This window comes from Pseudoalteromonas sp. T1lg76 (assembly GCF_002964725.1).
Classification (GTDB): domain Bacteria; phylum Pseudomonadota; class Gammaproteobacteria; order Enterobacterales; family Alteromonadaceae; genus Pseudoalteromonas.
In genome coordinates this window covers 1-19,944 of record NZ_PQCE01000003.1, presented here as the reverse complement: position 1 = coordinate 19,944, position 19,944 = coordinate 1, and the positions used below count along the sequence as shown (strand labels likewise).

Below are 19,944 nucleotides of genomic sequence, written 5' to 3'. Positions count from 1 at the left end.
GCGGTGATAAACTTAAGCTATTAATAGAGTTTGTTTATCTTTTTGGCGTTTGGGGTTATTGCCCAGATTAAACAGACCCGGGAATTACACGCGATTAAAAAGGCTGACACAGGCGGTGGTAAAGTGATTGCAATGGAGACACAGTAAGTTGAGGTTAAACCTACTAACAAGCCTGCTATTGGTGCTGGCCTTGTGCTCATTCGACGTCCTTGGCGCATGGAGCGCTGAGCCCGGGAAATTCCCCCAAGGGCGGGTAATATCAGGGTACAGCATTGACGGTATTGAAGGTGAGCTGGAGCAAAATGTTGCCCTGTATTTGCAGCAGCTCAGTGGCGAGCAGCCAACACGTCAACTGCAGCGTTATGCCACCGAGCAGGTTTTACTGAGTATGCGAGCCCTGGGTTATTATCATGCCGAGGTGGAGCTGCACTTAGAAGACGATACCGCTAACCCTAAGGTGATCGCGAAAATCAAACCCGGGCAAGCGACACGCATCGAAAACCTGGATTATCAATTGCTGGGGCCTGGACTGCAGGATAAAGAGCTGACTCAGGTGCTTGCGCAGTTGCCACTTAAAGTCGGCGAGATCATTAATCATGGCCACTATGATGCGGCCAAAAGCGCTATCGACAAGCAACTGCTGGAGCTTGGCTATTTTGACGCTAAATGGCAGCAGGCGCGTTTGGCCATAGATCGCAGCCATTATCGGGCGGATATCAGCCTGGTGGTGAGCACGGGAATACGCTATCACTTTGGCCCCTTAAATATTGCCACCGACACGCCGGCTAGCGGTTATATTCATTCTTTGGCGGAGTTCAAAGCCGGACAGGCCTACAATGCCAATAAGGTCAGCGAATTTAACCTGGCCCTGTCGCAAACCCCTTATTTCAGTAGCGTGCGCGTCTACGCTGATATCGCCAAACGCAGCAGCCATGAAGTGCCAATTCGTGTTGAGGTGCTGCATAAACCACAAGACAGCTTCGAGGTCGGCGGTGGCTATTCGACCGACCTGGGTCCTAAGGTGCGTTTTAAATGGTCGCGCCCCTGGATAGGCGAAGATGGCCACTATTTAGAAAGTAACCTTAATGTGTCCGAGCGTCAGCAGGATATCAGTCTCTCTTATACTATCCCAGTAGACGACCCCATAGATGATATTTGGCGCTTTAGTCTTGGTTATAAGCTGGAAGACAATATCGACACGGATATCTTCTCAAAAACCTTAACCGGTCTGGTACAGCGACAATGGAAGATAGAGGATGATTGGATTCGCACCGTCTTTATCCGTCGTGAGTTCGAAGAGTTCCGCATTGCCGATGAAGAAAAAACCACGAAAATGCTCTTGCCTGGTGTCAGTTTTGCCCGCAAGCGTTCGAAAGGGGGCACAACTCCCTATTGGGGGCGACAATGGCTGATAAGTACCGAGGTCGGTGCTGATTCTCTTGAATCTTCCACGGATATAGTGCGGGTACAGTTGCAATATGCCTGGTTAGAAACCTATTGGCAGCGTCATTTGTTTTTTAGCCGCGTCAATTTGGGCGCCATGTATGTCGATAGCATCCGTGATGTACCTGTGTCGCTGCGCTTTTTCGCCGGTGGCGATCAAAGCATCCGCGGCTATAAATACGAGTCTATTTCCCCCGAGGTTGATGGCGCCAAGGTTGGGGGTAAGTACCTGGTAACTGGTACTTTGGAGTATAACTATCAGTTTGCCAGCAACTGGCGCGGCGCCTTGTTTGTCGATGCCGGTACGGCCACCAACGACTTTTCCGAAAAGCTCTCTGTGGGCGTGGGTTTTGGCGTGCGTTACCTTACGCCCGTTGGCCCCATTCGTTTTGATCACGCCTGGGCCCTAGCCAGTCCTGGCAATACCACAAGATTAAGTATTACCGTGGGGCCTGAGCTATGAAGCGCGTTATTACCTTAAGCCTAAAAGTTTTCGCCGCAGCTCTTTTTACCCTGATCTTGTTGCTGTCGCTGTTACTCTTTACCGGATATGGCAATCGCACCCTGGTGGCCATAGCCAATAATCTGGTCGACGGACTTAATATAGAGCTAAAACAGGGGCGTTTGCTTGCCAATGATCCCTTTGAGCTGCAATACCAAAGTGATGGCCTGACTCTGAATGCCCAGGCAGTGCAGATTGACGTGCGAATTTTCGGCTGTGTCGGCGTGTGTTTAGATAATATCGCCGCAAAGCGTTTAAGCGTACAAAGCATCAGTGCCGCTCCACAACAGGACTCAGTATCAAGTTCTAACGTAAATGCCGATGATGAAAAGAGGCAAACGAGCGGGCCTCTGGTGCAACTGCAATTACCTAATATTGCCGTTAAACGCTTCGCCATTGGCGAGGCGGACATCGCCGTGGCGGGGCAAGAGATCCAGGTAAAGGATCTGAGTGCCAGCCTGAGCGCCCAGGGTAACCGCATCAAGGTTAAGCCCTTTAAGGTAAAAGAGCTGCAGCTTGAGTTGGCTCCTGCGGCACCAGAGCCAAAAAGCGAGCCCTTGTTGCAATTGCCGCCACTGGCCGAGATTGCCTTTGATCTCGGTCTGGATATTCGTATTCAGGATTTTGCCTTAAATAATGCAACCCTGGTGCAAGGGGAAAACACACATAAGCTCAGCAATGTGCACTTAAATGCGGCCTTGCTAGGAAATAAGCTGGCCATCGACCAAGTTAGCCTCAGCTATGAGTTACCTTTTGAGGCGACTGATACACAAACCCAGGCCGAATTACTGCACGCCGCTCTAAGCGGTAACCTTGCTTTCTCTGGTGATAATGCGCTGCAATTGGCGCTGCAAGTGAAAGCCTTGGGCGAGCATAGCCAGTTGGATGTGAGTGGCAGCCTTAGCGAGCTGCAATTTACATTGGCAAATCAGGGGCAATATCCGCTGACCTTGAACGCCACAGCAGAGCTGCGACAAAGCAACTGGCCCTTTACCTTGCATGCCAAGCAACAGCAATGGCAGCTGCCATTGAGTTCGGCCTCGGGCGCTCAGACTTTGCAATTGCTGCAAAGCGAAATCCAAGCACAGGGTAATATCGACGACTATCAAGTTGAGCTGACATTGCACTCGCAGTTGGGTGATTACCCAGAGCTGCACAGCCAACTAAACGCCAATGGGACGTTAAGCTCGCTGCAAGTGGAGTCATTGCAATTACTGGCAGGTGAAAGTAAAGCCGAGGTAAAAACAGCGCTTAATTGGCGCGATGGCCTAAGTGCTGAATTTAGCGCCGAGCTGGCAGATCTGCATAGCGAATATCTTATCGATACGGTGCAAAGTGATATTTCCGGCCAGGTATCTGGCTCCTTCGAAATGGACTCTCAAGGCCAGTGGCAACTGGCGGTGGCCCCCTCGACCTTAAGCGGGACGGTAAACGACATGGCGCTGCAATTGCAGGCCGATCTCGACCTCAATAGTTCACTGCATGGCGTGGTACGTCAGTTGCAGCTGCGCCAGGGCGACAATATCTTAAACCTCAAGGGGGAGGTAGACGAGCAGTGGCGCCTCGAAGGGGCTTTGGCCTTGTCCGCCGACACGCCATTGATGCCAGGTTATGGCGCCAAGGGTCAGGCCCAATTGCAGATCCGTGGCCAGCGTTTGGCACCGAAGATAAAGCTTGAGGCTCAACTGGCCCAAGTACAAGGTGCAGGCGTCAGTGTGGACAGCCTCAACCTGGATGTTGAAAGTGAATATCAAGACGCGCTTCAGTATGATATTTCTGCTCAGCTATCGGGCATTAAAACCGGCGGGGAACACCTTGATAGCCTTGAATTACAATCCCGTGGCAGCGACAAGGTGCAACAAACCTCCTTACGTCTGGACTCGCCACTGGCACAGTTGCAAAGTGCTTTTACCAGTGAATTGTCGTCGTCATATCAGCAAATAAAGCTGCAATTGGAGCAATTTGAACTCCAATCTCAGGAGCATCAGGTGGCTTTGGCTGCACCGACCAAGGTGCATCTGGATTTGGCCAAGCAGGCGCTGCACTCGGAGCGTTTGTGTCTGCGCGGTGAGGCGCTGGATTTATGCCTTGAGCCTGCAAACATAGACCCAATGCAAGGCGAGGCGAAAGCCACGCTAACGCACTTATATTTGCAGGCGTTAACTCCGTATCTTGGCCCTCATACCGGGTTGACGGGAGTAGCCAAAGGTCATGCCCAGTTTAAATGGCGCAGCGGCGCGGCGCCGCAAATAGATGTCGAGCTACAAAGTGAACAATTGCAGGCGAGTTATCGTTATCAGCAACAACTGCATAACTTCCCCGTTGAAACCTTAGCCCTGTCTTTGCACAGCGATATTAACCAGGCTCAGGCTAAGTTACAGCTGAAATCATCCATTTTGGGGAACTTGAACGCCAACCTTAAGGTTACCGATGTGATGGCGGCGCAGGAGCTCGATGGGCAACTGCAAATGGATGGTGTGCAACTTACTAAGCTTGCTGCATTAGCTCCCGAGGTTAAGAATCTGGCCGGGGATATCAGTGCCGACTTGCGTTTTACCGGCAATATCAGTCAGCCTTTGGTGCATGGCCAAATTAATGCAGAAGGTTTGTCTTTAGAGGGGGAAACCTTGCCCCTATCTTTAGCCGAATCGCGCCTAAATGTGCAATTGGCGGGTGAGCAAATCCAGGTGACCGGTCACTTGGCCAACCCAGATGGGGGAGACTTAAATGTGAGCGGTGAAGGCCTATGGTTAGGCGAGCAACCGCACCTGACACTTAAGGTGCAGGGGCAGCGATTTGTTGTCATTCCCGATCAGGGCATCATGATTGCGCTTTCCCCAGACCTTAATATTGAAGTGAATGCCCAGCAGGTGAAGGTGGGGGGCATTGTCGACGTCCCCTATGGTCGCATTAAAATAAAAGAGCTGCCGCAGGGGGCGGTGAAGGTCAGTGATGATGAAATCATTGTCGATGCTCCGGTGCAGGAGCAGACCGTGCCTTTTATGTATGATGTTGATTTAAAGGTTAATATTCAAGACGATGTGTATATAGATTCATTTGGTTTGAAGTCCTATATTAAGGGCGACCTGATGATCACCGCCAATAATGAAAGTCATCCCCTGGCGGTGGGCGAGCTGAATTTGGTGGATGGGAAATACCGTGCCTTTGGCCAAGATCTGCTGATCCGCACAGGACAAATAGGTTTTAGCGGTACCTTGGATAAGCCTCATATTAATGTCCGCGCCATTCGTAACCCAGATAACACCGCCAATGGTGTGGTGGCCGGCATTGAGTTGGTTGGCAGCGTAGAGCAACCGCAGCTGCATGTATTTTCCGAGCCCGCCATGGACCGCTCTCAAGCCTTGTCGTATGTGCTCAACGGCCAACCCTTAGGGGATGGCGACACTAATACCGATGCTTTACTAACGCGTATGCTACTGGCCCAGGGCACCAATCGTGGTGAAGGCTTGGTATCGCGCATAGGTGAGTCCATCGGCTTGCGTGATGTGACCCTTAACTCCAGCGGCAGCGGCGATGATACCAAGGTGGAAATCGCCGGTTATATTGCTCCGGGGATCCAGGTTAAATACAGTGTTGGCGTGTTTGAGTCTATCTCCGAGGTGGCGGTGCGCTATCAGGTATTGCAAAAGCTTTATATCGAGGTGACCAGCGGCTTGTATGATACGCTGGATATTCTTTATCGCTTCGATATCGATTAAATAATAGGGAAATAATAATGATAAAAAAATCCTTAGCCTTGCTCAGTGCGGGGCTTTTGGCTGCGCAAATGAGCGGTCAATTAACTCCTAAGGCATATGCCTTTAACCCGGCTAAGCCAGCTGCGCAATCGCCGGGGCAAATTATCGCCGCCGCTCAGGAGTCGGACTGGCGTCAGGTGGATAGCGATAATCTGATGATCCTCACCCTGCAAACCGGCTCCGTGTATCTTGAGGTGAACCCACTGTTGGCGCCTAAGCATGTGCAGAGACTGCGCGAGTTGACCAAAGCTGGATTCTATCAAGGGCTAAGCATGTATCGCTTTGTTGAAGGCTTTGTCGCCCAAGGTGGGGCCGGGGAGCAAAAAACCGATATTGCGCCGCTGCAGCAGGAGTTCGTCTGGCACAGTGAGCAGCCCATGCCCCTTGATATCCAAGTTAATTACAATGACGGTTATGCGCCGCGCAGTGGCTTTATCAACGGCTTTGCCGTAGGTCAAAATGAAGCAGGTACGCAAACCTGGCAGCTCCATTGTATGGGCGCCCTAGGCATGGCCCGAGGCAATGGTGTAGACAGTGCCACCAGTGAGTTTTATGTGGTAATAGGCCACGCCCCGCGCTATTTGGATAAAAACATCACGGTATTTGGTCGCGTCCTAAGTGGCATGGAGCACCTGCAGCAGTTACAGCGTCCTAGTAGCAAGCAAATGCCCTTTAATCCTATTCAAGACTTGCAATTTGCCAGTCAATTGGAAGTGGCGCAACAGCCAAAAATTCGCGTGATGCGTACCGACTCGCCACGCTTTGGGGCGCTGGTAGCGGCTCGAAAGAACCGCCCGGAGGACTGGTTTGTGGCCACCCCGAACTACATAGATACCTGCGCCATGGCGGTGCCCAGCGTTATTGACGATTAATACGCAGACTAAAGGGAATATGTTGCTGATGCGTTGAGCGATAGGGGTTGATGTCCAAGCCGCCGCGACGGGTGTAACGGGCATAGACCTCTAGTTCTTGCGGTTTGGCCAGCGCCATAATATCGCTAAAAATACGCTCTACGCATTGCTCATGAAACTCGTTGTGGGAGCGAAACGATACCAGGTAGCGCAGCAGGGACTCATGACTCAGTTGCGGTCCTTTATAACGTATCACCACACTGGCCCAGTCCGGTTGCGAGGTGATCAAACAGTTCGACTTGAGCAGATGGCTATGCAGGGTTTGCTCTACCTGTTCGCTATTAGGTGCAAGTTGTAACAGCGCCGGGTCAAGGTCGAAGGTATCAATTTCTATATCCAGCTCATCGATACAGAAACCCGGCATTGGCGTGGCGGCAAACAAAGATGTGTCGTCCGGTCCGTACAAGCTTACCTTAACCTGAGTTTGCACTGCCTGACTCAGATCCGCTTCAAGAACTTTCCGTACCTTGTCCATACTCTCAAAGCGCGTCTGATTAAAGCTGTTCAAATACAGCTTAAACGATTTGGACTCGATAATGCTTGGGCTTTGGCAGGGAAACACAAATTCCGCTACCGCCACTTGTGGTTTGCCCTTGCTATTGAGCCAGGAAAGCTCATAGCCGGTCCACAGGTCTTCGCCTTGAAATGGCAGCGCCTGCTCATTTATGCCTAAATCATCGCGGTTAAGCTTACGGGCAATGGGGTAGAGCAGACTCGCATCGTAAGAGTCTTTGTATTCGGTGGTTTTACCCAGCATGCTGGCCTGCAGCTCGGGGGCGTTACGGTAATCTGTCATGATGCTATAAATCTAGTTACAATGACGTCATTATAACGAATTTACGGAAAGCATGCATGAGTGTAAGCACACAACTCCAACAGGCACTACAAACCCATATCGATAAGCACCAGGCCCAGTTTAATTCTAATCCTTTGGCCTATATCGACCCCGAGTCACCTAGTCCGGCGGCCATCAGCGGCACCGAGCAGGGCGAACAAGTACAGTGGCAAACTTATGTGCGCGATGATAAGGCGACCTTAAGCGATTTGGCCAAGGCGTTAGAGGTTGAATTCCCGGCGCAATTGGAGCAGCTGTTTTGCAGCTGCTATGGCGGTAACTTGCCGGCGCAAATCGATGGTCGCGGTATCGATCTGTTATTGCCCTGGAATGAAGAAGACTTTGTGCGTTTGCAGCAAAATATTACCGGTCATGTGCTGATGAAGCGCCGTTTAAAGCAACAGGATACTGTGTTTATCGGTTTAACCGAGCAGGACGACCTCTTGCTGACGGTGCGCTTAAGCGACGGAGCCGTGTGCCTAGAATATGTGGGCAAGGAGCCGCACCATGTATTAGCTGAGAATATTGGCGCCTTACTAGACGCCATTGAGGTTGTTTAACCCTATTGGTGATCCCAGGAAATATTCGAGACCAGCTCACAGCTTTCACAGCGAAAATCGAATAAGCCAAACCAAGGTTCGGCGAGTGCCCACTCGCCATCACAGCCCGGACAGCGGCGCTGTTGTTCGTGCTGCAGGCTCTCCCCACCAACTCGGTACAAATAGTAGTACACCGGCTTTTTGGTAAGAAAACGAATGCGCTTGCTCAAGTCCAGACCTCGGCGGGTGAGCGAGCTATCGAGCAGGCTCATTTCATCGAGCGCCGCAAATTCTGCACGGGTGGCACCGTTAATCTGCAGTTGATCGCAGGCCTGCCAGTCTTCTTGCCACTTGATTAAGGTCTTGTAATCGCCATTGGCAATGGCGGGGAGTTTATAAAGTGGCACCGGCAAGAAATCATCGCCACAATACAACGGGCTGCAGGTATGCAAATAGGTGGTATAGAGAATATAACAGCTCGGCTCGTCGCAGGCGTCGGCACTGTTGGCATGAATATCCTGACCGATCACCTTAACCTTGGGCGCCAGCAGTCCGGCTTCATTAAGTTTGTTGATGGCGTGTTTAACAAAAGGGCTGTGATGCAAGGGATGCAGCGAGTCTTCTTCTGGGCACATGACCCGGGTAAGAAAGTAGCCCTCTTTTAATACCGTGGGAAATTCGTCACCGATTATCTGCCCATTCGCGCGCAGTGCCACCACCATTTGGTTGATCGCCTGCTCGGCGTCGGCTAATTGAGTATCTTGATAACAGTCAAAGGTTAAATCGGCAACAAACATCTTTATTTCTTGGCTTCTAATAAAGCCAATAGTTTATCAAGTTTTTGCTCAATACGATCCAGTTGCGATGATTTTTGTTGCGAGATCTGTGTACTAGGTTCAATAACCATGTTCTTGAAGGCTTCAGGGTTATTCTTGTATTGGCTGACCGCAGCGATGATCATCGGCATGGGCACAGGTTCGCTTAACATGGATTTGGTTAGGGCAACGGTAGGGGTTTTGTTTTGAGCCAATAGGGCTTTGATCGCTTCAAACACCACAGGGTTCATTGTGCTAGGTCCTCTTACTGAAAATCGACGCATTATAAAGGCAGATTCGCTTGGGGGCGAAAAATATCCGCGCAGTGTAGTGCGATTTTGCTGAACCCAAACTGTCCGCAAGCCCAGTGCTGGCGCCAAATTCGCCCGGTTACAGCCTAGTGTCTAAGCTGAGCATCAAGAATATCAATGAGTTCCGCCCAATCTGCATCCTCGGCAAGAGATTCACTAATAAAATGACGCTGGGCATTGGACCAAAATGGCGCATCTGCAAGTTTAAGACTGTTATCTAGTTTGTGATTACTAACAAACTGTTCAATCTGGCTATCGCTGCTCGGCAGACCCAATTGATCGAACAGGGTATTCATACTGTGCTTTGAGGTATCCATGAGTTTCTCAATTTTGTTGATAGCAACTATGTTTAAATATAGAACAACAATGATAACAAGGAAATTCTATGTCAGTGACCGTCGAATACAGGGTCAAATACCTTACTCCAGAGGACTTAAACGTAGCCGCCAGCCTGATTTATCAAGCCTATCATAAAGACCCATTAATGCGGGAATTGCTCCATGGCCATGAACAGTCAGAGCAACACTACGAAAAGAAATTGCGCGCCTTAATTCGAGAAGAGCTGCATACCTTTTGGCAGGCCAAACAACCTTTGGTGGGGTTATTTGAAGACGACAGGTTACAGGCCATCGCCTGCGTGTTTGCCTCGGCGGCATCCTTGCCGGCCCAGCGTTACTGGCATTGGCGTTTGAAATTAATGATGAGCGCCGGTTACCTGACTACCCAGCAGCTTATTGAAAAAGAGCAAACCATACGCAATGCCTTGCAAACCATGGGTAATTATTTGTTTTTGGCCTTTATTGCCGTAGCGCCGCAAAGCCAACGTCATGGCTTAGGGCATTATCTGTTAAATAGCCTGGATAGCCTGATGCAGGAGGATAATGATCTTAAAGGCATGGCCGTGTTTGTCACCCAACAACCTCATATCGACTTTTTTATCAGCCACGGTTTTGAAGTATTGCAGACATTGCAATTTAGTAAGGTCAGTGGCGAGCTGCTTTTCAAACATAAAAGCAATGGCGTATAGGGAAATTCGCTTGTAGGAAATATCTCACATTGATGTGCGGTATTCCTGTGTTTTACTTTCTAAAAAAGCATCAAAAAAATTTCAATGACATGATTTTAAAGGCATTTGTTTTTATGTCATTTTAATGACACTGGTTTTGATTGCTTCCTAATGGCTGTATTGGCGGCATTTTTCTCTATCATTATAAGAGTCAGGAAGACAAGGGTGCAGGATGTACCGGGCCAAGGAAGGGATAGAGGCCAACAAAGCAAGGTGTTGCAGGAATAGCAAGGGAATAGACGGTTAGGAAAGCCGTTCAGGGACTGGAGTACAGGAAGTACAGGGAAGGCTTGGAGCCTAGGAATAGCCAAGATGGCAAGTGGACACTTCAGGACGAAGCAGGAATTAGGGCACGGAGTGCTGTCGGTTAAGATAGGTAATCGAACCAGGAAGGTGTAAGGACGACCATGGTGGTCAGCGATAGAGGATATCGCACAGGGAAGAGTTAGATTAGGGCGTGACCAGGGTCACGCCTTAGTTTTATGTCTTACATTTGCGCTTTATATTTTGTGTGGCGGAATGTCTTTGCCGTGCAGGCGCTCATTGTCCATATACAGCTTTCCTTGATACAAGCTCTCACCATCGCTCGAAAACTCAAACAGATAAGTGCTGCGTATTCCCAACTTACCGTTAGTTAATATACCAATACGCCATTTTAGACAGGCCACACTGACAAGCTGAACACCCAGCTGTTGGCACTGATGCTGCGCATGTATCCGCGCCTGTTCAGCTAACTTGCGCTGATACCAAAATAAGCCGATCACCGCCGCGACCAGCATTAACATCCATAAAGTTGCCACTAAGAGAACAAGCCTCCAATTGCCCGCGACAGCGCTTCAGAGCGTTGCTCGCACCTTAACATGGCTAAGACATGGGGGCGCAGCGTTGGGATTGCAACGAGATCGGCAAACAGGCTGGCAAAAACAGGCTGTTCGGATGTGATTTGCGCACTTTTCTCCATAAAGGCGGCAAGGCGCTCCGGCGCTTGCAGGTGAGTCCATAAACGCCCGGCGATCACCTGACAAATATCCGCATCTTCAGCCCAGTTTGATGCCAGGACCTCATCGATGGCGGCGCAACAGATGCCAGAAGCAGGAGCAAAGCTGATAGCACGCAGGCTGTCTATCAACAAGGCTTTGTCATTTTTACCTAAGGCATGCTGTATCGATTGCTGTAGCATCTCTGCCACCTGTGTCGATACCTGAGCGTTTTCCAGTTGTGCCGCTAAAGGCTGGCGTACCTCGGCGGGAAGATGTTCCCAAGCGCTGCATAACCGCTGCTCGTTATCGCCTTGGTTTAAGCGCGCGGCAAAATCCGCCAGCCCTTGCACCGCTATGCTTTGCCACTGCTGCCAACCCAGTTTACCGCTGAAATACAGCTGCGTGTGCTCATAATACTGAGATGCACTTTGGCGTAGCTCTACCTTAATATGCGCATTAAAGGCTGCGCGCTTATTGGCATTGGGGGTAAACACATAAGGGTTGTTGTCGAGCTTGCTTTGCTCTTTTTCATCGCCCAGTAATTGAGTCCCCACGGCTTCTAGCACCATATTGGCGAAGTGATCGCGACTGGCGGCAACCAGTTTACTTTGCTCATCCAGTGGCAACTTTAAAAACCACACATAGGGCTCTGCGGAGGCCTTGGCATCCCAGAATTGTATGGCGAGTAGGGCATGCTGTGCCAAAGGGAAAGGATAAGCCTGCTTGGTTGACTCGATGTCGGCAAAGGTGGCTTTATCTAGTTTCTGCACGCGACGGCCAATGTCGTACACCCGCCAGGTAGTACCTGCGGCGTCGAGTAGCTCGGCTAGGGTGGCAATATTTGCAGTCATGGGCTGCTCCTGGAAATAAAATTCCGCAAATTATAGGCATATTGCGTCATCAACCCAAGGGAAATGCTATTATGGCGGCTGCTAAATTTTTTTAATTCCTAGTATGTACGATAAAACCGCGTCGCTGTTACAGCAGCTAGAAACTCAATTACAGGCACATAAATTGTGGCAAGCCGAACCCATAGATGCGCATTTGCTGCACTCTGGGCAGCCCTTTTGCGTCGATACCCTGCGTTTTGAGCAGTGGTTGCAATTTGTCTTTATCGTAAAAATGCGCGTCTTGGTACAAAATCGCGCCGTGCTGCCAAGTAGCATAGCGCTGACACCCATGGCCGAGGTACAGTGGCCCGGACGTTACTTGGACCTACATAAGGTGCTTACTGCTTTGGATCAGCATTTAAGCCACGATGCGGGTGGCACTTATGAGTGAACAAACACAGTCGCATGAGATTGAGGTGCTGCCGATCGAGCCCTTGGAGATCCTTTATCGCGACGAGCATTTTATTGCTATCAATAAGCCGTCCGGCTTGCTGGTGCATCGCTCGCCCATAGACAAAAGAGAAACTCAGTTTGCGATGCAAATGCTGCGTGACCAAATAGGTCAGCATGTTTACCCTTTGCATCGTCTCGACAGGCCTACTTCAGGCGTCTTGTTGTTCGCCCTTAGCAGCGAAGCGGCGCGGGATGCGCAAACTCTGTTTAGCGACAAGCTGATCTGTAAACGTTATTTGGCTTTAGTACGTGGCTTTGCACCAGAAGATAGGTTTATCGACCGGCCATTAAAAGAAAAGCTGGATAAAATTGCCGATAAGTTTGCCGACACCAATAAAGGGCCGCAAGAGGCGCAAACTCAGGTGCATTGCCTACATCAGGCAAGCCTGCCAGTAAGCCTAGGAAAATTCCCCAGTGTGCGTTATTCGCTGGTGGAGTGTTGGCCGAAGACCGGGCGCAAGCATCAGATCCGTCGTCACCTTAACGGCATTAACCATCCCATTATTAATGACGTAAACCATGGTGATAACACCCAAAACCACTTTTTTATTGACCATTTCGACTGCACCCGCCTTATGCTGTTTGCAACGGATCTGTACTTTGTGCATCCTTATACGCAAACAAGAATTCATATTCGTGCGCCCCTTGGCGAGCAGGCTTTGGCAATTTTTGCACGCTTGGGCTGGCCGCAAAGCGAAGAAAGTTATTATACCAAGGCTGTTAGCATGATGTTTAGCTCGCTAGAATGATTAGCTATTTAAGTGAATTGGTATTATGTAAAGGACCATAAATGGCAACCATAAGTATTTTTTACGGTAGTGTGTATGGCGCCGCCGAACGTCTTGCCGAAACCCTCAGCGCTCATATTAACGAGTTGGGCGGCAGTGCTAAGCTAGTTGATAACCCTCAGGTGGAAGATATTATTGCCGCCGAACAGATTTTGGTGGTCACTTCGACCACGGGGCAGGGCGACTTGCCGGATAACATCTTGCCACTGTATTTAGGTTGCAAGATCAGTTTCCGCTACTGGGTGCTAAACCTTGTGCAGTGATTGCCCTCGGCGATAGCAGTTATGGCGAGACTTTTTGCGGCGGTGGACGCCAGTTTGAAGAGCTGCTTATTGAGCTACAAGGCAAGATTATCCAACCACGCTTGGATATTGATGCCATGGTTGATTTTGAGCCCGAGCCTGTCGCTCTGCCTTGGGTGGAGCGCTTGGTAGCGCAATCTTAAGCAGGTAATAAACTACTCTTTAAATTATAAAAAAAGCGCTCAAGGAGCGCTTTTTTCGTTCATAAATTACCCGCGTTTTACATCGACAATCAGTTTGAGTTTTTGCCCAGGCTGCAGGTATTTTTTGCTGTCCAGTTTATTCCACTTTTGAATGTCGCTGACGCGCAGACCAAACTGCGAGGCGATACGCGAGAGGGAATCACCGCGGCGCACCTTGTAGGTGATGGTGCGGTTAACACTTTTAACGGCCCCCGAGTTGGCCGCCTGGCGAATTTTTAACTTTTGTCCCAGGCGCAGCACCGCATTGTCTTTAAGGTTATTCCAGGCTTTAAGCTGGGCTACTGTCACATCATATTCGCGACTGAGATCCCACAGGGTATCGCCGGATTTCACCGTATGGCTACGGGTCACACTTGAACCGCCATTAACAGCCAAACGTACACGCTCGGGTAGATGGGCGGCACCCTGGTCCGATAAGGGGATCATCAGGGTTTGGCCGACGCGGATATTGGTGGACGATAAGGAGTTAAGGCTTTGAATGGCTTTAACATTGGTGTTGTGCTTGCGGGCAATCAAGGACAGGCTGTCGCCGGAGCGCACAGCATACTGTTGCCAGCGCATGCGGTCTTTGAGTTGTGCCGTCGCCAGACGCTTCTCGAAGCGCTCTATGCTGTCGAGCGGCAGTAATAAATGATGTGGCCCTTCAGGGTCGCTGGCCCAGCGGTTAAAAGCTGGATTCAGACGGTATAGCTCCGACAAGGAAATGCCCGCCATTTTTGCTGCCATCTCAAGATCGATTTGTGTACCGGCATCGACGCGGTCAACGACCTGGGCGTTAACGATTTTATTCCAACGTACACCAAACTCATCCTGACGCTTTAGCAAGTCGGCAAGGGCCAACAGCTTAGGCACATAGGCGGTGGTTTCTTTAGGTAGCTCTAAGGACCAGAAGTCGGTAGGTAAGTGTTTGCGACGGTTCTTTTTAATGGCGCGCATCACCCGGCCTTCGCCCGAGTTATAGGCGGCGATGGCGTTAAGCCAATCGCCCTCAAGGGTTTTGTGCAAATATGACAGGTAATCTAGAGCCGCGCGCGTCGACTCGGGAATATCGCGACGACCGTCGTACCACCAGTTTTGCTTTAAGCCGAAACGCTTGCCTGTTTGCGGCATAAATTGCCAGATACCACTGGCGCTGCGATGGGAGTAGCCATAGGGGTCAAAGGCACTTTCAACTATGGGCAGCAGGGCGATTTCGATGGGCATCTGCCGCTTTTCCACTTCTTCAACTATGTAGTAAAGATACGGTTCGGCGCGTTGTGAGATGCGATCCAGATAGGCTTGATGACGGGCATAATAATTACGCTCGGTCACCACAGGGCGATTTTGTGGTATGTCGATAGAGAGCTGGAAGCGAATGCGCTCCCATACATCATCAAAAACGGGTACCGGCTCTTCGCTGTCGGCCTCAAGCTGCTGCCCATCATCGAGCAGGTCCAGGGTGAGCGCTTCACTTATTTCTTGCGGGCTGGCGCCATTATCCGGTAATTGTGCCACCGGAGTGGTCTCGGTTGCCGTACAGCCCGTTAATAGTGCCAACAACAATGCCAGCGAATAGGTAATCTTGTTCATGAACCGTTAATTTTTGCAAAAACTGCGCGCATACTAGCAAAAAGTTATGAGCGTAGACAAATTTTGCACAGTTTGCCGAGCTCGCAATGGCCTTAGAAGTTATCCTTCCAGGCGCGCAGGGCGGCAAACTTGGCCGCCGCATCGTCCTGTTGTGGCCGATATTGCGGGGGAAGGGCGCTCAGGGCTATTTCATTGGCACGCAAAAATGGATTGATGCGTTTTTCCAGGCCTATGGTGCTCGGCAAGGTGTTTAGATCCTGCTCACGCTTGGCCTCGACCTCGCGTTTGTAGACTAAGACATCTGCATTATTGGGCTGACTGGCAGCAGCAAACTGCATATTGGCCTGCGTATATTCATGGGTGCAATAAACTTGTGTGTTGTCATCTAATGCCCGAAAAACCTGCATTGATTGCCACATCTGCTCGGCGCTGCCTTCAAACAGACGCCCACAACCGCCGCTAAACAGGGTGTCACCACAGAAAACCAGGCCGACTCCGATATAACAAATATGATCAAGCGTGTGTCCTGGGGTGGTATGAACTTTAAAGTCGTATCCAAGCACGCTTAGCGTATCGCCGTCGCCAAGTGCGACATCGACATCAGTAAAGGGACTGTTTTTAGGCCCGTACACTGTGATTTGTGGATAGGCCTGTTTGAGTGCGTCCACCCCTGTGGTGTGATCCCAGTGATGGTGGGTAATAAGGATGGCGGCCAGAGTTTTGCCTTGCTCCTTAAGGTAGTCAAAAACCGGCTCTGCCAGGCCTGGGTCGACGACCACTACCTGTTTATTATCGCTACCTTGTAGCGCCCAAATATAATTATCCTTGTAGGCTTTTATTGCCTCTACTTGCACCATGGGCCATTGCTCTATATCGTTAACATATTCATTAGTATAACGAGCTAATTGTGTGAAACCAGCACTGAGTTTGCAAAGACATCCGCCGCCCCATGCCTGGGGGCAGTTTCCTCATGGCGAGTATCTGCAAAGCGATATTGAACGCAAGATGCAGCCTTGGCTGGAGCGCATGTTTGGCTATCACCTGTTGAAAATAGGTGATCTCAGCGTGCAACTGGATACTTCCGCCAGTCCCATCAAGCACCAGGTTGGAGTGGCGGCGCGTACGCCAAAGGCCGGGGTGATTGCCGAGGTGGATGAGTTGCCCTTTGCCGAGGGCAGTGTTGATGCCTGTGTTTTAAGCCTGTGCCTGGAATACAACACAGATCCCCACCATATACTCAGGGAAGCCCATCGCACCCTGATAGCCGGTGGCTATATAGTTATTACTGGTTTTAATCCTCTTAGTTTTTGTGGCTTAGCCAGTTTGATGCCTTTTAGCCGAAAAAAATTACCCTGGAGCGGTCGTTTCTTTACCCCCTCAAGGGTTAAAGACTGGCTGGATTTACTGGGGTTTGAATTGGTTGCCGAGGAGCGTTTTTTGCACGCCTCTTTAGCGCGTGGCTCACGGTTATCCCGCTTTGCTCGCTGGCGCAGCTTTTGCCGTCATTATCTAAAACCCATGGGCAGTGTCTATATGCTGGTGGCGCGCAAAAGAGTGACACCTTTGACGCCAATCAAACCCAAGTGGCAGGCTCGTCCAACCTTTAAGCCTGCCATCAAGGGAGTGGAGGTGAGTCGCCGAGGACGCACCAACAAAACCTTAAAGGACCAGCGCCCCCTGTAGATTAAAGGGCACGGCGATATCCATCAGTCTTGGCTTGTTTAGGCTGGCATCTCGCAATTGGCGTTGGGCGATAAAATCCTCTTTGCGCTGTTGCAAATGCACATTTGCCTGGCGTTGCTCCAAGATTGTACTGTGGCAATCCAGGGCGCGGTCATTGGGCTGATAATCATGACAAACCCACACCTTGGTGTGCCCGGGTAGGGCCAGCAGGCGAGTGATGGAGTCATACAGCTGTGCTGCACTGCCATTGGGAAAATCGCAACGGGCGCTGCCGGAGTCCGGCATAAACAGGGTGTCGCCAATAAACACCTGATTATTGCAATAGAGGCTAATGCCATCGGGCGTGTGGCCCGGGGTGGCAATAATCTCAATATTCAGGTCACCCAGAGCTAAAATATCGCCGTCTTTAACATGCACATCGAATTGCGAGCCATCGGTGGCGCAGTCCAGTTGATAGATGGGTTTCAGGGTTTGTTGCACTTCGGTGATATGCTCGCTGACCACGATTTTCCCGTGACTGTGCTGGCGCAGGTAGGCGCAGGCGCTGAGGTGATCGGCATGAACATGGGTTTCAATGATCCACTGCAGCTGTAACTGATGCTTATTGATATAGGCCAGCAGCTTGTCGGCGCTGCTATAGCTGAGGGTATGCGACTCGCTGTTATAGTCGGCGACGGCGTCTATCACCGCCGCGACCTTAGTATGGGCGCAATAAAGAATGTAACTCAGGGTGTTACTGTCATCATGGAAAAAGGGAATGACCTTGAGTGACATAGCTATTCCAAAATTAGTTATAAGTTATATCCATTCGTTATATAACATTCACACCCTTGAGTAAAGTTAGCCTCGGCTAACGGCGGCGGCATCTTTGGGACTAACCTTGGTAGCCCTCATCCACCAATAAATTATGGCTCATGGCCGCGTCACGAGCTAAATCATCAACGATTTCATTTTCATCATGGCCGCTGTGACCCTTTACCCAGTGCCAGCTTACCTGGTGCGCAGTACGAGCTGCGTCAAGACGTTGCCATAGGTCGACATTCTTTACCGGCTGTTTATTGGCGGTGCGCCAGTTGCGCTTCTTCCAATTGTCTATCCAACTTTCAATGCCTTGTTTTACGTATTGGCTGTCGGTGGTGATATCGACATGACAGGGGCGTTTAAGGGATTCAAGGGCGACAATGGCCGCAAGCAGTTCCATACGATTATTGGTGGTGTTCTTATAGCCCTGGCTGAGCGTCTTTTGATGTTCTCCGTAGCGTAATAACACGCCGTAGCCGCCCGGTCCGGGGTTACCTAAACAGGAGCCGTCGGTATAAATTTCTACGCTTTTTTGCACGCTTTACCTTGTTATTATGTACAATGTCCGAAGCAGCAAAGATAGCAAATATGAGCGTAAACTGATATGGCGCAAAGACAAATAGTCCTAGATACCGAAACCACGGGCATCAACCCCAAAGACGGCCATCGCATTATAGAAATAGGCTGTGTGGAATTGGTTAATCGCCGCCTGACCGGCAATAACTTTCATGTTTATATCAATCCGCAACGGGGTATCGAAGACGAAGCCATAGATGTACACGGTATCACCACCGAATTTCTAAAGGGTAAGCCCTTGTATCATCAGGTAGCCGATGAGTTTCTTGACTATATTCGCGGTGCTGAGCTTGTCATTCATAATGCACCGTTCGACGTCGGCTTTATGGATCACGAATTTGCCCTGCTTAATCGCGGCCTGCCAAAAACCGCGGACGTCTGTGAGGTTCTTGACACCCTGGTTATGGCCCGAAATATGCACCCGGGTCAAAAGAACAGTTTGGATGCCTTATGTCGTCGCTATGATATAGATAACTCAAAGCGAACCTTGCACGGCGCCTTACTGGATGCCGAGATCTTGGCCGATGTTTACCTGGCCATGACCGGGGGCCAGAAAAAACTGAATCTAGCGCAAAATAACGAACAACAAGACAGTGCCAACAGCGGCGGTATTATCCGCCTATCGAGCGATCGAGCCCCGCTTAGTGTGATACGCGCCAGCGAAGCTGAGCTGGCTGAGCATGAAGAGCGTTTGGACTTGGTCGCCAAAGAGGGTGGCAGCTGTTTATGGCGTGGTGAATAAATACCAGGCTTTTACAACAAGGATGTGCAGGATAACGTGCCGTCTTTGTTATCCGCAGGCAATGAGTTGCCCTAGCGGGTTCCGGGCAAGTTGATTATTTGCTGATTGGTGCCTGTTTCGTCGTGTTTTCGCTCTGAAAAAGCCACTAATGTCAGGTGCTAATTTGCTGTTTTGGTGGAAAAAACAACAAGGCTATATCAGTGCTTTACAAGCAAACTTAGGTAAAAATGGCTCAAAAAGTGATAAATCAGGTGAAATTTTAAACCTTTCGATGCCAGATGACTAAAAAAGCCTTAAAATTTCAAAAAAACTGTTGACTCACCAAGGGGTGATTCGTATCATTCACGCCGCTGTCAGGGCAGAGTCCTGAACAGTTTGGATAAAGCGGAGTGGTAGTTCAGTTGGTTAGAATACCGGCCTGTCACGCCGGGGGTCGCGGGTTCGAGTCCCGTCCACTCCGCCAATTATCCCAGTTTGCTTACTCTGTGGAGTGGTAGTTCAGTTGGTTAGAATACCGGCCTGTCACGCCGGGGGTCGCGGGTTCGAGTCCCGTCCACTCCGCCAGTTAAGCAAACACAATATTCCTTCGCGGAGTGGTAGTTCAGTTGGTTAGAATACCGGCCTGTCACGCCGGGGGTCGCGGGTTCGAGTCCCGTCCACTCCGCCATTAGGAATAATTAAAGAATATAGATACTGCGGAGTGGTAGTTCAGTTGGTTAGAATACCGGCCTGTCACGCCGGGGGTCGCGGGTTCGAGTCCCGTCCACTCCGCCATTT

The 19,944-nt window shown here is 50.3% G+C and carries 20 protein-coding genes, 4 tRNA genes and 1 pseudogene; 15 read left to right on the top strand and 10 right to left on the bottom strand.

Annotation, left to right across the window (positions count from 1 at the left end; genetic code table 11):
- Window positions 1-148 precede the first annotated feature (148 nt).
- Genes C2M35_RS00690 through C2M35_RS00680 form a run of 3 tightly spaced genes read left to right on the top strand, consistent with a single transcriptional unit; the run spans window position 149 to window position 6,575 of the window.
- Complete coding sequence (locus tag C2M35_RS00690) at window positions 149-1,906, top strand: autotransporter assembly complex protein TamA (protein WP_233997956.1); 1,758 nt, start codon at window positions 149-151, stop codon at window positions 1,904-1,906.
- Window positions 1,903-5,664 carry an autotransporter assembly complex protein TamB gene (gene tamB, locus C2M35_RS00685; RefSeq protein WP_105264397.1) on the top strand — a complete coding sequence of 1,254 codons (3,762 nt, stop codon included), beginning with the start codon at window positions 1,903-1,905 and terminating at the stop codon, window positions 5,662-5,664. The genes C2M35_RS00690 and tamB overlap by 4 nt, the downstream gene beginning before the upstream one ends.
- A 17-nt stretch (window positions 5,665-5,681) precedes the next feature.
- The gene (locus tag C2M35_RS00680) at window positions 5,682-6,575 is read left to right on the top strand and encodes a peptidylprolyl isomerase (RefSeq protein ID WP_105264396.1); all 894 of its coding nucleotides are present in this window, start codon (window positions 5,682-5,684) and stop codon (window positions 6,573-6,575) included.
- Here the strand turns inward: C2M35_RS00680 and queF are convergent.
- The gene (queF, locus tag C2M35_RS00675) at window positions 6,562-7,410 is read right to left on the bottom strand and encodes an NADPH-dependent 7-cyano-7-deazaguanine reductase QueF (protein WP_105200576.1); all 849 of its coding nucleotides are present in this window, start codon (window positions 7,408-7,410) and stop codon (window positions 6,562-6,564) included. The two genes, C2M35_RS00680 and queF, sit on opposite strands and share 14 nt — an antisense overlap.
- 56 nt (window positions 7,411-7,466) lie before the next feature.
- Here queF and syd point away from each other — a divergent pair, with 56 nt between their 5' ends.
- Entirely contained in the window at window positions 7,467-8,009 is a 543-nt protein-coding gene (gene syd, locus C2M35_RS00670) for a SecY-interacting protein (RefSeq protein ID WP_105264395.1), read from the top strand.
- Window positions 8,010-8,011: 2 nt separating this feature from the next.
- Here the strand turns inward: syd and C2M35_RS00665 are convergent, their stop codons facing one another.
- The 3 genes from C2M35_RS00665 to C2M35_RS00655 all read right to left on the bottom strand — a co-directional run bounded on the left by C2M35_RS00665 (window position 8,012) and on the right by C2M35_RS00655 (window position 9,431).
- Complete coding sequence (locus C2M35_RS00665) at window positions 8,012-8,785, bottom strand: Zn-ribbon-containing protein (protein WP_105264394.1); 774 nt, start codon at window positions 8,783-8,785, stop codon at window positions 8,012-8,014.
- A gap of 2 nt (window positions 8,786-8,787) precedes the next feature.
- Window positions 8,788-9,054, bottom strand: coding sequence for a hypothetical protein (locus tag C2M35_RS00660; protein WP_105200573.1), 267 nt, complete (start codon window positions 9,052-9,054; stop codon window positions 8,788-8,790).
- Between the two features lie 146 nt (window positions 9,055-9,200).
- Window positions 9,201-9,431 carry a DUF2789 domain-containing protein gene (locus C2M35_RS00655; protein WP_105200572.1) on the bottom strand — a complete coding sequence of 77 codons (231 nt, stop codon included), beginning with the start codon at window positions 9,429-9,431 and terminating at the stop codon, window positions 9,201-9,203.
- A gap of 68 nt (window positions 9,432-9,499) precedes the next feature.
- Between C2M35_RS00655 and C2M35_RS00650 the strand changes: the two genes are divergently transcribed.
- Window positions 9,500-10,141, top strand: a complete 642-nt coding sequence (locus C2M35_RS00650; RefSeq protein WP_105264393.1) for a GNAT family N-acetyltransferase — start codon at window positions 9,500-9,502, stop codon at window positions 10,139-10,141.
- Window positions 10,142-10,680: 539 nt separating this feature from the next.
- Here the strand turns inward: C2M35_RS00650 and C2M35_RS00645 are convergent.
- Window positions 10,681-10,980 (bottom strand): DUF3301 domain-containing protein, encoded by a 300-nt coding sequence (locus tag C2M35_RS00645; RefSeq protein WP_105200570.1) that lies wholly within the window; start codon window positions 10,978-10,980, stop codon window positions 10,681-10,683.
- Entirely contained in the window at window positions 10,980-12,011 is a 1,032-nt protein-coding gene (locus C2M35_RS00640; RefSeq protein WP_105264392.1) for a DUF3549 family protein, read from the bottom strand. Before C2M35_RS00640 ends, C2M35_RS00645 begins: the two co-directional genes overlap by 1 nt.
- A gap of 103 nt (window positions 12,012-12,114) precedes the next feature.
- Between C2M35_RS00640 and C2M35_RS00635 the strand changes: the two genes are divergently transcribed.
- The 3 genes and pseudogenes from C2M35_RS00635 to C2M35_RS00625 all read left to right on the top strand — a co-directional run bounded on the left by C2M35_RS00635 (window position 12,115) and on the right by C2M35_RS00625 (window position 13,736).
- Complete coding sequence (locus tag C2M35_RS00635; RefSeq protein WP_105257834.1) at window positions 12,115-12,441, top strand: YqcC family protein; 327 nt, start codon at window positions 12,115-12,117, stop codon at window positions 12,439-12,441.
- Complete coding sequence (gene truC, locus C2M35_RS00630) at window positions 12,434-13,252, top strand: tRNA pseudouridine(65) synthase TruC (protein ID WP_105264391.1); 819 nt, start codon at window positions 12,434-12,436, stop codon at window positions 13,250-13,252. Before C2M35_RS00635 ends, truC begins: the two co-directional genes overlap by 8 nt.
- Window positions 13,253-13,293: 41 nt before the next feature.
- Window positions 13,294-13,736, top strand: a pseudogene (locus C2M35_RS00625) (flavodoxin).
- Window positions 13,737-13,802: 66 nt separating this feature from the next.
- Here the strand turns inward: C2M35_RS00625 and C2M35_RS00620 are convergent.
- Window positions 13,803-15,365 (bottom strand): LysM peptidoglycan-binding domain-containing protein, encoded by a 1,563-nt coding sequence (locus C2M35_RS00620; RefSeq protein ID WP_105215609.1) that lies wholly within the window; start codon window positions 15,363-15,365, stop codon window positions 13,803-13,805.
- A 92-nt stretch (window positions 15,366-15,457) separates the two neighbouring features.
- Window positions 15,458-16,222, bottom strand: a complete 765-nt coding sequence (gloB, locus tag C2M35_RS00615; RefSeq protein ID WP_105264390.1) for a hydroxyacylglutathione hydrolase — start codon at window positions 16,220-16,222, stop codon at window positions 15,458-15,460.
- 52 nt (window positions 16,223-16,274) lie between these two features.
- Here gloB and C2M35_RS00610 point away from each other — a divergent pair, with 52 nt between their 5' ends.
- Complete coding sequence (locus C2M35_RS00610; protein WP_105215605.1) at window positions 16,275-17,048, top strand: class I SAM-dependent methyltransferase; 774 nt, start codon at window positions 16,275-16,277, stop codon at window positions 17,046-17,048.
- Here the strand turns inward: C2M35_RS00610 and C2M35_RS00605 are convergent.
- Both C2M35_RS00605 and rnhA read right to left on the bottom strand, forming a co-directional pair.
- On the bottom strand, window positions 17,025-17,822 hold the full coding sequence (locus C2M35_RS00605) for an MBL fold metallo-hydrolase (protein WP_105215594.1): 798 nt from the start codon (window positions 17,820-17,822) through the stop codon (window positions 17,025-17,027). The two genes, C2M35_RS00610 and C2M35_RS00605, sit on opposite strands and share 24 nt — an antisense overlap.
- 100 nt (window positions 17,823-17,922) lie before the next feature.
- Window positions 17,923-18,387, bottom strand: coding sequence for a ribonuclease HI (gene rnhA, locus C2M35_RS00600; RefSeq protein WP_105200561.1), 465 nt, complete (start codon window positions 18,385-18,387; stop codon window positions 17,923-17,925).
- A 66-nt stretch (window positions 18,388-18,453) separates the two neighbouring features.
- Here rnhA and dnaQ point away from each other — a divergent pair, with 66 nt between their 5' ends.
- The 6 genes from dnaQ to C2M35_RS00575 all read left to right on the top strand — a co-directional run bounded on the left by dnaQ (window position 18,454) and on the right by C2M35_RS00575 (window position 19,941).
- Window positions 18,454-19,167 (top strand): DNA polymerase III subunit epsilon, encoded by a 714-nt coding sequence (dnaQ, locus tag C2M35_RS00595; protein ID WP_105200560.1) that lies wholly within the window; start codon window positions 18,454-18,456, stop codon window positions 19,165-19,167.
- Window positions 19,168-19,315: 148 nt separating this feature from the next.
- Entirely contained in the window at window positions 19,316-19,453 is a 138-nt protein-coding gene (locus tag C2M35_RS15620) for a hypothetical protein (RefSeq protein ID WP_158677884.1), read from the top strand.
- Window positions 19,454-19,553: 100 nt separating this feature from the next.
- Window positions 19,554-19,630: transfer RNA gene (locus tag C2M35_RS00590), tRNA-Asp, on the top strand.
- 24 nt (window positions 19,631-19,654) lie between these two features.
- Window positions 19,655-19,731: transfer RNA gene (locus C2M35_RS00585), tRNA-Asp, on the top strand.
- A 26-nt stretch (window positions 19,732-19,757) separates the two neighbouring features.
- Window positions 19,758-19,834: transfer RNA gene (locus C2M35_RS00580), tRNA-Asp, on the top strand.
- Between the two features lie 30 nt (window positions 19,835-19,864).
- Window positions 19,865-19,941: transfer RNA gene (locus C2M35_RS00575), tRNA-Asp, on the top strand.
- The last annotated feature ends 3 nt before the right edge of the window (window positions 19,942-19,944 follow it).